We start from the raw sequence: 14,781 nt of genomic DNA, 5'->3' as shown, positions 1-14,781 counted from the left end.
GCTAGCGTCTAAAGACGCTGGCTTTCACTATGTGACTATTAGTCCGTCTCACACCTAGCGGAGCGAGACGGACTAATAGTCACGTAAAAAAGAACGCTTGGTAAAAAGTCTTTAAAATAAAAAAACGCATATTATCAGGTATCTAAAACCTTAATAATATGCATTCTTGTGGAAAGATTTACTTCATTTTCTCCTCAAATTGAGTTTTACCCAGCCTCCAGTATTGTTATAGAATTACTTAGAGTCCTAATTTTTCCTTTATAATCATGTCAAACGAAATAGTTAATTCATCACCTCCTATTATTTTTTTGGATGTTATCAATATTAGAATGAGATAGTTTTTAATTATAGTATTAAAACAGTCGTGATGTTTTTTAATTTATTTATTCAACTACTATATTTCTTGTTTCACAATTAAAATTATTTTATTAATCTTTAATTTTATCTATTGATTTTTGTTTTCAATTGTTCAATAATTTTCATAAACTAAAGCAATGTCTCTGATATTCATACTGCCTAATCCCACTACTATCTTTATTCATCTTGATAGAAAAAACAAAGTAATGGTCCCGACCGTCTAAAGATTTACTTTTGTCAAGTTTAAAATAATGTTTTTGAGACATAGCCATTGTGCGTAAAATATCATCGGTAATAAATGTTAATGGTATATCTAAAGCAGAATACTTGTAAAAATCTGACTCAAATCGTAAATAAGAATCAGAAAAATAATCTAGCTGCAATTTATCGTCATATAATTCTTTACGATTCATGTAATTCCTCACCTTCTATCTGGATATCAAGTATATCTAACCATTCTAATCGAAGAAATCCAATGTCTGATTTTATAGATATAAACTCTTTCCCAATTTCTTTAACAATACCCGATACTACTTTTCTTCTATTTGAGTGCTTAAAAATAAACGTTGCAGGGAATGTATTCGTATAAAGTTGACGAACAAGTAAAACTTTCACTTCCATTGATAAAGTAATTGAGACATCTTCTTTATTTTTTTCTTCCCAAAGAGAACTTGAATGTTCTGACAAAAAGAATCCCATCCACTTAGCCATCCCACGATCTTGATACTCTCTTGCAGATAAAAACGGCAAATAAGAACGATTCATCATTTTAGCCCATCTAATCCTCCAGCTGAATGACCACCAATGAGTTTACTTCTTGCAATTGTTCTAGAAGCCTGATCCAGGGCATTTCCTTTCAATAGTGAAGTAAAACCAAATTCTGTTCGAATAGCATCAATTGCGGACTGGAGCCTTTCTTCTTTTTCTATTTTCTCAATATCATCAAATAATGAAATCAATCCAAAGGATTCATCTACTAAACCAGAATAGTTAACCGCAACATTCCTAATAGCTCCTGAAGTATATTTAGTTTTAAATAACTTTAAAACGTAATTTGTCAGTAATGCTGTTTGATTGGTCGGTTCAATCTTCATTTGAGTATGAATAGATCGTTTCTGTTCTACTTTAGAATATCCTAAGTGTATAGAAACCACAGTCGCTTTTTTACCAGCTCTTCTCAATCTAACTGCAACTTGTTCTGCCATTTCACGAAGTATAATTTCAATATCTCTTTGTTTGACATAATCTCTAGGTAAAACTTGAGAGTTCCCTATCCCTTTTGACTTCGGCTTATAAGGTTTATGAACATTGCTTTCATCAATACCATTAGCGTGAAACCACAACTCTAGTCCCATAATCCCAAGCTCTTTTTTAATCAAGTCAGGATTAGCCTGTGCCAATTCTTTAATCGAAAAGATACTTAGATTATGTAATCTCTTCTCCATTCTATTTCCAATTCCCCAGAAATCTGTCATTTTAGGAATAGCCCATACTTTCTTTTCTATATCCTCATAGGACCAATTAGCTCTCATTGTCGGAGTCTTTTTAGCTTCATTATCAAGTGCCAACTTAGCTAATAAGGGATTGGCGTTAGACATACCTACCGTTGAATAGATTCCTGTTTTTCTCCAAATCTTTTTTTGAATAGCAGCCGAGATAATATCTAATTTATCTTTCCGACTAATACTTTTATCTGGCACAAAATAATTTAATGAACTTGTTAAATCAATAAATCCTTCATCAATTGAATAAGGATAAATATCGTCTGGTGCCGCAAAATCTTGAAAGATTTTTTGAATTTCCATATTGACTGCTATATAAGTATCCATTCTCGGAGGAACAATCACAGTTGATTTTGCCCATTCCTCAATAAAACGCACATAATCTATCGTTGTCGGTAAACCTTGCTTCTTAGCGTTATAGTAAGAGAACTTCCTAGTTTTTACATCAAATGGTAAATCATAGGAACGTCCAACGTTTGATTTTCCAAAGACCTTTTTAAACATAGGAGAGGAAGCAAGGATTAACCCGGCAGAATTATCTGCACGACTCATAACACAAAGCGAAGTCTTAAGTGGATGTAAGCCTCTATCGACACACTCTACACTTGCATAAAAAGATTTCATATCAATAAATGCAACGTCACTCTTTGGTTCGAGACTATAATCAAACCAAGTCATACTCAATCCTCTAAAGGCATAAAGTTTCCAACGATTTTCCCTATGATACGAGGATTCTCATCATAAGGCGCAAACTTATCTGAATAGTTCCGATTGAGTGAAACTAATCGAAGCCCATTTCCTTCACGATACACTTTCTTAATATAGGTTTGACCATCCCAATCTATCGCATAGATAGCCCCGTCATAATCAAATCCCGTTTGCTTAATAAGGGCTACCGAACCATTTTCATATGTCGGTTCCATTGAATTACCAAACACCCACGATGCAAAATCATAATCAAATTGATGATCGAAGTAAACTGTATCGTAATTACCATCATCAAAATAAGCTGTTCCTGTACCAGCTGATAATTTTTCGTAGACCTTATAGGCAAAACGCTGAGGAATGTCTACAACCTTTGCATTCTGTTTGTTCAACAATTCTGTAGCATAATGAAGTGTTGCTTCTTGATTCCTTTCCGTTAGTTTGAGATAGATTTCAACTATTTCATACTCTGATTCAAAATATCGAAGATCTACATTCAAAATCTCACTCAATTTGCTTAAATTGTTTTGATTAGGCTTTGTTTTACCTGATTCCCAATTAAAGTATGAGGCTCTACTAATTCCCAAACTGGATGCAAGTTGAGATTGAGATAATCCTTGACTTTCTCTTTTTCTTTTTAATTTAGTAGGTGAAAACATTTATTCTCCTTTTGTAAGTTTATTAACTAACAAAAGGATACCATAGCTTGTTGAAAAAATCAAGAGTTTAATAACCCTCAAGATTTAAAATAATCATAAACTGCGCTAAATTCGTACTTTTATTGTTAGGAAATCATCACTGAAGAATGCTAAAACTTTTGAAAAAATATGAAGAAGAAAATAGAGAATATAAAAAAGAATCGTTATTTTTTAATTAACGATCCAATAGACTTTATTTTAAAAATCTAACTCTACAAACCATTTCAATTAGTTAAATCTTTCAATCTTTCTTCTCCAGATTTAAGCATCTCTTTCTCCACTTGATTCCATTCTCCAAATAGTAAATCATGAAGAACGGTTGCTGCTGAAGTTGTATTTTCTTTTGAATCATATACACAACTTCTATCTCGTTGGTAAATTTGAATTCTTTCAAAGATAGCTAGTTCTTCCAATTGCCGTGTATTATCAACTAGATGATTTACAATGAAATCATGATGTTCTTTTGGAGTTGCGCGTGCTTGATTTGGATTGATAGCGTATAGTTCTTCATATCGGATAAGGGTGCTCAGATAGGACAGCTTAGGCTTTGTCGCAATCAAGGCTAATTGTACTTCATATCCCCTACTTTTCAAGAGTTGTGCTGTTTTCTTTGGAACATCAATCGTTCGTAAAGTTCCCTCTATCAAAAGATTGTATCCCAAATGACTCAATTCTGTTACTAAAGACTCTACCATTTTACCTGCAAAATCTTTGGTGTATTCTACACTATCTTTGCCATATTCTTGCTGCAGTCCTGAATAGTGTGGATGCTGAGAACGAAAACTATCACCATCTATGATAACAATATTTCCTTGAAATTCTTTCTGTTTAATACGATGAATTGTAGTCTTACCAGCACCACTTTGCCCTCCAAGCAAAATTGCTATAGGTTGCTTACTGGACTTTTTTCCTCTTATCAGTGAACGAAGATTCCGTGCTAGAGCATGTTTGAATTCACTATCAGTATAATCTTGGATTTCCATTAGGCTACCATCCGTTTTTCAGACATCTCTAACATACGTTCAATTCCATCCAAATAGCCGCTATACCTCTCAATTTCATCAAAATTTTCTACTAAATAGATATTCGTATGAATCAAGTCAGATAGATCATCACTCATTAAAATCCAAGGATTAGATTCATCATCAATACTAATTCCCTGACTATCTTGATAACGATAGAGTCGAGATAATAGATTAGCACCTCTTTCTTTCACAATTTCAATTTTTAAAGTCAATTCATAATCTTCAACAGGATTGAGCATTTTATCTTCTCCTACAATATCGACATAAGATACATTAAACTTCTGACAAATGATGTCTATTAATTCGGTAGAGACTGAACTCGTTCCATTTTCATAACGACTCAGACTATTTCGTGAAATACCTACAATCCGTGCAAATTCGAGTTGTGTTAAGTCATGTGTTTTACGTAAGGATTTTATGTTCTTTCCAATCATGGCAAACTCCTTTCATTTGATAACACCATTATAACATTTAGAAAAAGTAAATGCACCATTTTTGGTGCATTATTTATTGTTTTTTCTAAATCTCTCTAAATTCTTCTCCAATTGTTCCTTATGAAGTTGATTCTTAGCTTCCTTTAATGTGTCGTCCAATGTTTCTTCCCTATAAATTGATTCTGTTTTTACTTGTTCTGATTCTTGATCTGGAGTGAAAATGATATCTAGCAGTCGGTCTATTTTTTCAAGATCTTGGACAGACATATCAGATAGTCTATGAATTAGCTTCTTAAATACATCACTATTGTCGTGATTTTTCTTAAAAAATGTTGTAAACATCTATAACCTCTCAAAAAAAGCAGCCTATCAGGACTGCTTAGTGTAATTCGGAAATCGCATCATAAATGGACTGCAATTTCTTATTGTCTTTATTCTTAGTGTCAATCAAAGTATGTAGCTCTTCAATTTTCTTTTGACTGCTTTGAATATCACTATTGTTATCCGCAATAAGTCTTTTAAGATGTTGCTGATAACTTGTAGTGATATCTGTCTCTTTTCCTGTTCTAACCTCTGTAACTTTGGGTTTAGAACTAGGATTTGATTCCGTTACAGGTGCTTGTTTGCGCTTTTGAAAAGCTGCTTCATAATTTACATCATTACCTCCTTGATGATTTCCAAATAAGGCCGCAATTTTATCTGGATCTTCTTGATTTTCTGATTTACTTTCTAATGGTTGATTAAAATTCCAATCTTTTGTCATTCACTCATTTCATCCTTTCTAGATTCAGAATCATCGAATTGTCTTTCTTTACCAAAGGCATGGTCAAGAGCTTCTTCAAAACTCATGTGACTGATGCTTTGACGCCTTTTGAACGTCGCAAACATCGCTGTCTCCAGTTGTTCTTTGTAAGCAGCTAGTTTTTCTGTCTCTCTTGCTACCTTACTTTCTTGCCTAGTGACCTTTTCTTCTAAGCGTTCGATTATGGTCATATACGATCCTCCTTCATTTTAATATTAGCTAAAACATCTTGATTTTGTTATCACAATTCTAAACATTGAGAGGTTTGTCTTACTGGCTGATTCCCAAATGTCTCTTTTGCAGACTCAAGCATCAATTGTAAATCTGATTTGTTTTCTCTAAGGACATCATTCCAGTCTCGTTTTTCTTTCCCAGATTCATTATCAGGCAAATCCAGTAAAACAGGAAATCCTGATTGAGATAACTTATCAGAAAATTCTTTACCTGCATCATCACAATCTACCGCAAGTGTCAATAAATCAGGATGATTATCAAAATAGCTGGTGGTATCACGAATTGTATTGATTAAAGGCAATAACTTTGAAGGTATTACTGTATCCAAAAATTCCAACTTCTGATTTTCTTCAGCTATCAGTCGTAAAGTTTGATAAGCAACAATAGACCTTTTTAATCCTTCCATAGATACCAAACGAACATCAGATAGACTTTGTTGATGAAGCTCGTAATAGCTCATCAAGTCTACGAACGATTCACAAAAGACCAGTCTATTTGGTTTACCAATATCAAAGGATATTCCAATATGTCCATGGCTTCCTTTTAGAATCGTTTTCAGCCTCTCTCTAGGAAGAGAGTGATTCTTATAAATCCCTTGTAGGCTTGCCGCCTGCAGTTTGTGACGATGATCAAAACTTTTAAAAACAATAACAGGTTCAACTGTTTCATTTGTTTTCCAACTGGCTTGTGTAATCAGACCTTGTTGAATCATCTTTTGTACGATTTCTTCTGAGATTCCTCTACATTCTGTTAAGTAATATCTGGTCAAACGACAGTCAGAATCTTCTATTGACTTTAAAGGATAATAAAATGGTCTCTCTCTTTTTTCTTGAACAATGCCTTTTTGAAAAGGTTCTTCAGAAAGAAAAGATAGAGCTTCTCTAAAAGAAATTCCTTTAACTAGGCGAACAAAATCAATAACATCACCTTGAATATCTCTTGAAAACCATTTAAAAGTATTGGTAGTTGAAAAAATCCGGAATGAATCGTGTTCAGGATGTTCATAGACACTGTTTGAAACTTGTTTAAAGGATATACCTAAACGATTGGCTACATCAAGAATTGAGATTTGCTTACATTCTTCTATTTCCATGCAATATCATCATTTTGTCGTAGTATTTGGCAGTGAGGGGACAGATGATGATTCTTCTAAAGTTTTGGGAGTGGCCTTATCTAAATCATCTAACCCAGATTTCCAAACCTGTACTTGATTAACCAATAACTTACCTGGTAGTTTCGAATAAGACAACTTAACCGTTCTGGTTTCTGTCTGATTGGTCTTTGATTGGTTGGCATTCTTTAAATCAGATACATAGGTTACATTATAAGAGACCATGGCAATGGCTTGATTCGTAGTCTGATTGACAAAGATATCTGCTTTTTCAAAATGATAATCCAAAATATAGTCCTTATAAACTTGGTTCATGGCATCATTTTGACTTGACAATTCTTGAGAATAAGCCGATTCAGTCATATAAGGTTGAATACGTGTATTATTTTCTCCGAGCTTTTCTTTCGTATAGTACTGCGTCAAAAATTCTTTTACAGTATCTGATGACAAAATACTTGCTTTATCTTCTGCTTGTTTGTCCTCTACAAGTTTAGCTGCAGCTAATTCAATCTCTTTACGACTTTGTTTAGCAGTCGAGTGTTGACCAGCAGTATATCCCATCATGAGAATAAAGCTAGTTGCAGCCACTGCTCCAACACTAATTAAGGCTTTAGTTTTGACTTTATTTAACATCTTAGACCTTCTTTCTATAAAAACTAGGTCAAGAATAACAAAAAGAACTTGTAAGTTTTATCACATCACAACGAAAGGTAATTCCTACATTTCAGGCGCAAAATCGTACAGTTCAGAGAAAAATATCAAAACTAGATGTCTTTATCTTATAATGTAACTATGAATAATTTAAAAGAAGAAAATTTGAGAAGAGCTCTTTCTCATATTGAACGACATAAACAAGCCATAAATACAAGTAATAATAGTAAGGATAAAAATTATCATAAATTATTGTTCCAATTTAGCTATGAAGTGTATGAAAGAATCAAGGCTAATAAAAAACCTTATCCGAATTTAGATTCAGATAAAGTTTTTTAACCATCTAACAAGTTTACATACTTTCCTTAGTTTTGGAGTTTATGAAACGCCAACTGAATCCTAGAACCAACATCAGATTGATGAAAAGGTACACAGCCGTAAAACTAGTTAAACCATGTTGTCTGATATCATCAAAGTATAAAGTCGGTTCAGTAAAGAACAAATAAATTCCATAGACCTCCACGAAAATAAGAAAACTGATAAAACCAATCAGGAAAAGTCCACTGGCAATAAGAAAGAGTCTCCATAAAAGAATGAGAATTCCTCCTACTGCTAAAAAAATTACTGGGATAAGGAGTAAATCATTCATGACTTTCTCCTTTCTAGTCAATCAATTGACGATAATGGGTGGCAAGAGAGGAATCAAATTCCTCTAGCTTTTGAACTAAGTCCAAATACTCCTCTTTCTCATGTTCTTCAAAGTCCACACCTCGATGATTCTGAAGAGCGATTTCCAATTGACTAGTAAGTTCTCGTATAGAAAAGCTGTAATCGCCTGTCACTTCCTCATAATGTTCCTTTAACTCCTTGTAGGCTTGGTATTCTTCAGGTGTTTGAAATCCCTGTACTAAGGCCTCTTCTAATTGATAATAGGTATCTTCCATCATAATCGTTACCTCGTTTCTTTCTATCTTTATTCTACCGCGCTTTTCTTTTCTTGTCCGCTATTTATATCTATTTTTTTAATCTAATTCAAAAGAAAGTTGTTCTTGCTTTTCTTTTCCTTTTTCGTGGAATTGTCTTAAGGCCTGATCAATAATATCTAAATCCGTTTCTGTTTCAATCAATGGCGCGAGTACATCGTATTCGGCCTTTTTTGTTTGATAGTCCTCTTCCTTTGGAAAATTTTTCTCAATTTCTACTTTAGCAGTAGTCCATTTATCCTTTAATTCATCCAATAAGTTCTGAGTTTTCACTTGGTCCTCTTTAATGTGATCAATCGTATGCTGAAGCCTTTGAATTGTCCCCAAAGGAGAATACAAATCTAAACTGACAGAATACTGATTTTCTCCTACAATCTTAACAGAGAAAGTTTCAGGAAGAGGTTGATTTGTTGGAAGACTAAGCATTTTAATGTCAAATCCTCGATAACTGGCAAGGGTACGGAATTCTTTGCTGTCAGCTTGATTATGACGGATAAGACGGTGTAGGGATTCCCCTGCTTCAGCTCGTTGCTCAAAAGCTTGCTTACCTACTGTCATAGTAAATGCCAGGTCTTTCGACATTTCAGACTGTTGAATGTCGCCTTCATACTTGCTTAATCGTTTCTCAAGAATGGGCATATTTTCTTCACAGTAAGAGATTGTATGACGATAGTGATCCTTGCTGCGTTGAAAGGCGCGTCTTTGATTTTCTAATAGAGTTAGATCATTCTCTAGTTCCATCTTATATTTGAGATAAGGATTACCTGTTGCTAGTGCCTTAAAATCAGAAGCTGTCATGGTCTGTTCATCAATGTCTTCCGCAGCACGAATCGGCTCCTTAGAAGTCATAATCTGCTTAATATAACGAAGTTTGTTCTCCTGAGTTGCCCATAGATAATTATCAAATGAACCTTTGGTAATGTAGTGGTAAATATCCACTTCCTTGTTTTCATTTCCCTGTCGGATAATCCGTCCATTGCGTTGCTGAATGTCACTTGGTCTCCACGGTACATCCAGGTGATGAACTGCTTTCATCTTGCTCTGAACATTTAAACCTGTTCCTCCTTTTTCAGTTGAAGCAAGGAGAATCCGCACCTCTCCTGCATTGACCTTTCGAGACAAACTATTCTTCTTTTCATCACTATTGGCATCATGTACAAAGGCAATTTCTTTACTAGGGATTCCTCTATCAACTAATAATGCCTTAATCTCAGAATAAACATCAAAGCCATTGTCCTTTTTCTTAGGTGTGCCAATATCTGAAAAAATCATCTGAGTAGCCTTATTTTCCATTCCTTCTCGATAAATTCTCTCAACATTATCCACTACCTGAAGCAGTTTATGATTGTCTGCTAGACTATAACTAGAGTCCAATAAACGCATATCAATAGCTAGTTTCCGTGCCTCACCTGTTATCTTTAACATGTTATCCTGGCTCGGATCAACTGTTCCACATTTGACCGCATCTGACCTCATAACCAATTCTTCTAAATAGAGTTTCTGGTTTTCGGTTAACTCACTCTCAATAGGGATAATATGGGCTTCTGGGACAGGTAAATCCAACATATCTTGTGTTTGAATGTCGGCTGTTTCTTTATAGATTTTCATCAACTCAGGTAGATTGACAAACTTTTTAAATCGTTTCTTAGGTTGGTACTTATCCCCTGTAGGAGCTAATTCCATAGAGTTTTGAATTTCTCCAAAAGCACCTACCCAAGAGTCAAAATAATCAACTTGATAGCGTTTTAAGATATCTGGTTGAATATAGTTCATCATAGTGTACAACTCACTAATAGAATTTGAAACGGGTGTTCCTGTCGCAAAAACAATATTCTTAAAATCATGTTCTTCCTGAATCTGTCGCACCTTCATTTCCATATCCACATTCTTCTTAGACGTTGTATTGGTAATCCCTGCTACATTCCCAAGTCCAGTAATTGGGCGAATATTTTTAAAGTGATGTGCTTCATCCACAAAGAGAAAATCAATTCCTAAGTTCTCAAAATCAATAAAACTATCACGATTAAAGCGTTGGAGTTCTTCCAATTGTTTCTCTAGACCACTTATTGATTGCTCTGCTTCTTTAACGGTATACTTATTTTCAGAATGTGTTTTAATCTCTCGTAGTTCATTAAGTTTATCCTCGATATAATTCATCTGTCTTTCCTTACTGACAGGGATTTTTTCAAATTGAGAATCCCCAATGACAATGGCATCGTAATCTCCTGTAATAATACGAGAAACAAATTGTTTTCTTCTCGCCTTCACAAAATCTTTCTTAGTAGTCACAAAGACTTTTTTAGTAGGGAAAAATTTCATGATTTCTTGACCAAATTGAGCAGACAAACTAGAGGGCACTACATACAAAGGCTTATGAACCATCCCTAACTCCTTTAATTTAAATCCAGCACCAAGCATGGTCAATGTCTTTCCTGAACCTACCTCATGAGCTAATAAGGCTCTTTTTTCTTCTACGATTCTTTGAATGGCATTCTCTTGGTGAGGACGAAGACTGATGTTTTGTGCCAAGCCATCAATGACTAGATGGCTACCGTCATACTCTCGACTAACCGTTCGATTATAAAGACGATTATAGCTTTCCTCAATGACTTGTTGGACTTCTGGATACCGTGAGACAAATTCTTGAAAGAGCTCTTGTAAATGCTGCTCTTTTGCTCTTAAAACAGAGGTTTTTTCCAAATCTGTGATAGTCTTTTTCTTTTCTCCCTCCGTAACAGTCATAGTAATCGTCGGTTGGTTCGAATTAAGTAAATTCTCAAAGATCTTTCTTCCTGTATCATAACGTGACCCACTAACTCCAAGACTACTATCTTTTGCATTCGGATAGCGATAAGCAAATGATGTCCTTAAATGAACCTGACCATCGACAGGATTCACTTCAATAACTTGTTCTACATCTGGAGAAGACAGTCCAAATTCACGATTGGTAAAACATTCAAAGGCAAATTTACCATAAACGGATTGAGGAATCCAACGTGACCCTATTTTAAACTCAATATCTGCCAGATGAATCCGTGGAGAACGAACAGATTCTAACAAATCTAAAGCATGGTTCCAATCACATTCTTGGTTGTTTTCCTCTACTAACAGTTGAACTACTTCTATCTTGTTGAGAATATCTCCTGACAAAAACTGGTTCTTAGAAAGATATTTTCTTTCCCCTCTTAAATAGCTTTCTGGATCCATTAAAATCTGGTCACCTAACTCATCTAAAATAGTAGCTTGGCTATGTTCGGGATAAATGGATACCATATAGTCTAAATCAACCCCTCTACCATCCGATAAACTGGAGTTTAAGGCATCTAGAGCTGTTGAAACTCTTGTAATCACCCTCTCCGGCCTAACCAATGCTTTCTCAAAAGCTAAAGATTTTTTATATTTTACTTTCTGACTTTTAGAATCAATGTATTCATCTTCTAAACTAGCTAGTAAGGAATACTTATCGTCACTATCAAATAAGTTCCGATTGACTGAGGCATTCAAGTATCCAAATTGACTTACAAAACGGTCATAGTCATGATTGAGTTTACTAAGTAATATCTGAAAATCTGGACGACTATAATCTGGACGACGTTGAATTTCAATTAAGGCTTGATAGGTCTCTCTCAAATCAACCATGCCCTTAATGCGACTAATATCCTTATCCGATAAGGGACTTTCATAAAAGACAGTTTTTTTGAACAGTCCCTTATATTTCCCCCTTTTACTCGCTTCTTCTGACTTGTATACATCTAGTGCTTCCTCATCTGTCAAATGAAGTTGCACGAATCGATCTATTTTATGTTCAGACAAAGAACTGTCCCAGGCTTTAAATTCTCCCTTCTCGTCTACATAATAACTAATTTCGTCTACTTTTGAACTTTTCCGAATGCCATGCGTATCTCGGTAATAAATTTGATTTCCCTCATATCCAAAAGAATAGAGCGCTAAATCCTCACGTATACGACTTGGGATAGAATTATCCACTTCTTCTTGGATAAAAACAGGTGCTTTCAAAGAATTGTCACTTTGTTTAGGTGCTTCCACATTCTCTAATGCTTTCATTATGTCAGCAGATAATGTTTCTGATACCCCCTTAACATTGAGGGTTCCTCCATTAAAATTACGTACCTCATATTCACCCAAAACTTGTGTGTTGTATTTCCCATCAAAATAAGGATTGATCCAGACACGCTTATCCTCCTCAAAGGGAATAGAACCACTAAAAACAAGTTCCTCTTCATTAAGATTCTTTGCTTGATTCTTTTGAAAGAAGAGGAGGTCTGTGGTCACTCGAGTACCTGCAATCTTTTTAAAAGCCGTATCCGGCAAACGAACTCCCCCTAAAAAATGAGTATTGGTTTTAATCTCTTGTAAGACATTATCTGTCCGCTTATCCATTGTCCCAATAGATGAAATAATCGAAACTTGCCCTCCATCTCTTACTAAATCAAGTGAGTGTTTGACAAAGTAGTCATGAATCATATAAGGTTTATCATAGTTTTTATCGGCAATGCGAAAATTTCCAAAAGGAACATTCGTTAAGACTAAATCAAAACTATTATTTTGATAGGGAACTTCTTCAAATCCTCGCACTTCAATATGGGTATTGGGGTGTAGTTGTTTTGCGATTGCGCCTGTCACACTGTCTAATTCAACCCCATAGAGTTCTGATTTATCTCGTATACTTCTAGGCATAGCCGCAAAGAAGTTCCCAGTCCCCATAGATGGATCTAATATCCTTCCTCCATCAAAGCCGTCTTCCACTAATTTTTGCCAAATCTGGCGAATAATCATCGGGTCTGTATAATAGGCTGTGAGAGAACTTTGTTTCATGGTGGAGTATTCTGATTTACTTACTAAACTCTTAAGAGTTAAACGTTCTGCTTCATACTTTGGATTGAGTTCATCAAAAAATTCATTGGCAAGACCACCCCAGCCGACATACTTGGCTAGTAGCTCTTGTTCTTCTAGATTCGCTTGTCGTCCCTCTTTTTCTAATCTTTTAACAAGGTCAATTGCGGCGATATTCGTTTCAATTTTTTCTCGATTTGTCTTAGGATAAAAGTCCTCTAAATCATCTGGAAAAACAAAATCTAGAACAGGGACATCCGTCTCTTCTATGCCTACAATAAGCGTTTCTGTTTCCTTATCCTTTTCATTATCTTCTTCCAGATAGGAAAACAAATCTATTTCCTGGCTTTCACTTGGTGATTCAATCTCAATCTCTGAATCTTCTTTTTCAAGTTCTACAAGAGACAAGACTTGTTCAATCTCTTCCAAACTGTTCAAGTATAAAATAGGATTTTCTTCAAATAACTGGTTGGAATCATTGAATAGCTCTAGGCGAACTAAGTCATTTAAGTGTGCATTTTCAATCGAAACTAACTGAAATACTTGGCCTTTATAACTCACTTGTGAACCGATTGGATATTCCCTCAAAGCTTCTTCCACAATTTTATCAACATTAGAAAAAGAGTTAGTTTCTTCCATTTCCTGTTCAATATCAGTTGAAGGAGATAAGGATTCCTCTACTTGCTTATACTTTTCACTTCTAGCCTTTACATCATCAAAATGAGTAATAATCTTCAGCTTTTGTGTCAGTGGAAGTTGTTGGTAGTTTTCTTCATGATGGACAAGCTCCGTAACTGTATCTAAAGTAGCCATCAATTCCGAACCCAAATAAGCTAGAATGTCTCCCTCTTTTTCTTCAAAATGAATCTCAAGAACTTCTTTTTTAAGTTCTTTGGAATCAACCATTAGAAGAAATTCCTCTATATCTCTACTAATACGATCAGATAGATTATTCGCAACTCGATAGACGTTGACTAAATTAACTTCCTGATTCTGATGAAATACAAGCTCACTTAGTTGTTCTAGTTTTTCTTTTTCAGATTGGATGTAAAATCGAGAGGAAAGGTTATAGGTTGCGACTTCTAGCACCAAGTTTTTCTCCCAATTACTTAATTGAGATAATTTACCTAGACCCGCTTGTCCAAAACTTCTTGTGTAACCTTCTAAATCTTGATCATTATTTTCAGAACTAGCCTCTAAGAAAGAAACAATATCTTGATCAAAAGAATAGACATGAGGAACCTCTTCTATCTTACCTTCTTCAGACAAAAACCTCTCTACCAAGTCCTGCCATTTCTCATCAAAATGTTGCGCTTGATAACGAAGAAATAGGGCCATTTTCTCCCTATCTTTTGGAATTGTTCCACGAAACATAGCCAATAATTGCATTATTTCCATACTCGCTCCTTTCATCTATACGAAAAT

The 14,781-nt window shown here is 34.9% G+C and carries 15 protein-coding genes; 1 reads left to right on the top strand and 14 read right to left on the bottom strand.

From position 1 onward, the window contains the following. Positions 1-479: 479 nt before the first annotated feature. From QM877_RS05075 to QM877_RS05025, 11 genes are all read right to left on the bottom strand, one after another. Complete coding sequence (locus QM877_RS05075; RefSeq protein ID WP_001080185.1) at positions 480-770, bottom strand: DUF5960 family protein; 291 nt, start codon at positions 768-770, stop codon at positions 480-482. Continuing rightward, positions 760-1,125, bottom strand: a complete 366-nt coding sequence (locus QM877_RS05070; protein WP_000981958.1) for a hypothetical protein — start codon at positions 1,123-1,125, stop codon at positions 760-762. The genes QM877_RS05075 and QM877_RS05070 overlap by 11 nt, the downstream gene beginning before the upstream one ends. Further along, a complete protein-coding gene (locus QM877_RS05065; protein WP_000219661.1) occupies positions 1,122-2,537 on the bottom strand; it encodes a Y-family DNA polymerase in 1,416 nt (471 codons plus the stop codon). The genes QM877_RS05070 and QM877_RS05065 overlap by 4 nt, the downstream gene beginning before the upstream one ends. A gap of 2 nt (positions 2,538-2,539) precedes the next feature. After that, positions 2,540-3,223, bottom strand: a complete 684-nt coding sequence (locus tag QM877_RS05060; protein WP_000492703.1) for a LexA family transcriptional regulator — start codon at positions 3,221-3,223, stop codon at positions 2,540-2,542. 263 nt (positions 3,224-3,486) lie between these two features. Next, positions 3,487-4,245: a type II toxin-antitoxin system toxin PezT gene (pezT, locus tag QM877_RS05055; protein WP_000405347.1), complete on the bottom strand. Its 759-nt coding sequence runs from the start codon at positions 4,243-4,245 to the stop codon at positions 3,487-3,489. After that, a complete protein-coding gene (pezA, locus tag QM877_RS05050) occupies positions 4,245-4,721 on the bottom strand; it encodes a type II toxin-antitoxin system antitoxin PezA (protein WP_000579606.1) in 477 nt (158 codons plus the stop codon). Before pezA ends, pezT begins: the two co-directional genes overlap by 1 nt. A 69-nt stretch (positions 4,722-4,790) precedes the next feature. Beyond that, positions 4,791-5,063, bottom strand: coding sequence for a hypothetical protein (locus tag QM877_RS05045; RefSeq protein ID WP_000495440.1), 273 nt, complete (start codon positions 5,061-5,063; stop codon positions 4,791-4,793). A 37-nt stretch (positions 5,064-5,100) separates the two neighbouring features. Beyond that, complete coding sequence (locus QM877_RS05040; RefSeq protein WP_000159212.1) at positions 5,101-5,484, bottom strand: DUF5945 family protein; 384 nt, start codon at positions 5,482-5,484, stop codon at positions 5,101-5,103. Next, the gene (locus QM877_RS05035; RefSeq protein WP_000152421.1) at positions 5,481-5,714 is read right to left on the bottom strand and encodes a DUF5965 family protein; all 234 of its coding nucleotides are present in this window, start codon (positions 5,712-5,714) and stop codon (positions 5,481-5,483) included. Before QM877_RS05035 ends, QM877_RS05040 begins: the two co-directional genes overlap by 4 nt. Positions 5,715-5,764: 50 nt before the next feature. Next, a complete protein-coding gene (locus QM877_RS05030) occupies positions 5,765-6,850 on the bottom strand; it encodes a toprim domain-containing protein (protein WP_000401895.1) in 1,086 nt (361 codons plus the stop codon). Positions 6,851-6,859: 9 nt separating this feature from the next. Further along, positions 6,860-7,501 carry a hypothetical protein gene (locus QM877_RS05025; protein ID WP_000933083.1) on the bottom strand — a complete coding sequence of 214 codons (642 nt, stop codon included), beginning with the start codon at positions 7,499-7,501 and terminating at the stop codon, positions 6,860-6,862. A gap of 159 nt (positions 7,502-7,660) precedes the next feature. On the opposite strand from QM877_RS05025, the gene QM877_RS05020 reads away from it, so the two are divergent. Next, a complete protein-coding gene (locus QM877_RS05020) occupies positions 7,661-7,858 on the top strand; it encodes a hypothetical protein (RefSeq protein WP_002883212.1) in 198 nt (65 codons plus the stop codon). Between the two features lie 13 nt (positions 7,859-7,871). Here QM877_RS05020 and QM877_RS05015 read toward each other — a convergent pair whose 3' ends face one another. The 3 genes from QM877_RS05015 to QM877_RS05005 form a co-directional block, all read right to left on the bottom strand. Beyond that, positions 7,872-8,168, bottom strand: coding sequence for a DUF5966 family protein (locus QM877_RS05015; RefSeq protein ID WP_000998893.1), 297 nt, complete (start codon positions 8,166-8,168; stop codon positions 7,872-7,874). A 13-nt stretch (positions 8,169-8,181) separates the two neighbouring features. Next, positions 8,182-8,466 (bottom strand): DUF5962 family protein, encoded by a 285-nt coding sequence (locus QM877_RS05010; protein ID WP_000969635.1) that lies wholly within the window; start codon positions 8,464-8,466, stop codon positions 8,182-8,184. Positions 8,467-8,541: 75 nt separating this feature from the next. Next, complete coding sequence (locus tag QM877_RS05005; RefSeq protein ID WP_000404913.1) at positions 8,542-14,754, bottom strand: DEAD/DEAH box helicase family protein; 6,213 nt, start codon at positions 14,752-14,754, stop codon at positions 8,542-8,544. Positions 14,755-14,781: the final 27 nt, after the last annotated feature.

The sequence above is a fragment of the Streptococcus infantis genome (assembly GCF_047463655.1).
Taxonomy (GTDB): domain Bacteria; phylum Bacillota; class Bacilli; order Lactobacillales; family Streptococcaceae; genus Streptococcus; species Streptococcus infantis_Z.
This window is presented reverse-complemented; position numbering and strand designations above follow the sequence as displayed.

Coding starts and splice junctions, on each gene's coding strand:
- QM877_RS05010 (WP_000969635.1), bottom strand. CDS start 8,466: ATGATGGAAGATACCTATTATCAATTAGAAGAGGCCTTAGTACAGGGA.
- QM877_RS05070 (WP_000981958.1), bottom strand. CDS start 1,125: ATGATGAATCGTTCTTATTTGCCGTTTTTATCTGCAAGAGAGTATCAA.
- QM877_RS05005 (WP_000404913.1), bottom strand. CDS start 14,754: ATGGAAATAATGCAATTATTGGCTATGTTTCGTGGAACAATTCCAAAA.
- QM877_RS05065 (WP_000219661.1), bottom strand. CDS start 2,537: ATGACTTGGTTTGATTATAGTCTCGAACCAAAGAGTGACGTTGCATTT.
- QM877_RS05015 (WP_000998893.1), bottom strand. CDS start 8,168: ATGAATGATTTACTCCTTATCCCAGTAATTTTTTTAGCAGTAGGAGGA.
- QM877_RS05040 (WP_000159212.1), bottom strand. CDS start 5,484: ATGACAAAAGATTGGAATTTTAATCAACCATTAGAAAGTAAATCAGAA.
- QM877_RS05075 (WP_001080185.1), bottom strand. CDS start 770: ATGAATCGTAAAGAATTATATGACGATAAATTGCAGCTAGATTATTTT.
- pezA (WP_000579606.1), bottom strand. CDS start 4,721: ATGATTGGAAAGAACATAAAATCCTTACGTAAAACACATGACTTAACA.
- pezT (WP_000405347.1), bottom strand. CDS start 4,245: ATGGAAATCCAAGATTATACTGATAGTGAATTCAAACATGCTCTAGCA.
- QM877_RS05060 (WP_000492703.1), bottom strand. CDS start 3,223: ATGTTTTCACCTACTAAATTAAAAAGAAAAAGAGAAAGTCAAGGATTA.
- QM877_RS05025 (WP_000933083.1), bottom strand. CDS start 7,501: ATGTTAAATAAAGTCAAAACTAAAGCCTTAATTAGTGTTGGAGCAGTG.
- QM877_RS05045 (WP_000495440.1), bottom strand. CDS start 5,063: ATGTTTACAACATTTTTTAAGAAAAATCACGACAATAGTGATGTATTT.
- QM877_RS05035 (WP_000152421.1), bottom strand. CDS start 5,714: ATGACCATAATCGAACGCTTAGAAGAAAAGGTCACTAGGCAAGAAAGT.
- QM877_RS05020 (WP_002883212.1), top strand. CDS start 7,661: ATGAATAATTTAAAAGAAGAAAATTTGAGAAGAGCTCTTTCTCATATT.
- QM877_RS05030 (WP_000401895.1), bottom strand. CDS start 6,850: ATGGAAATAGAAGAATGTAAGCAAATCTCAATTCTTGATGTAGCCAAT.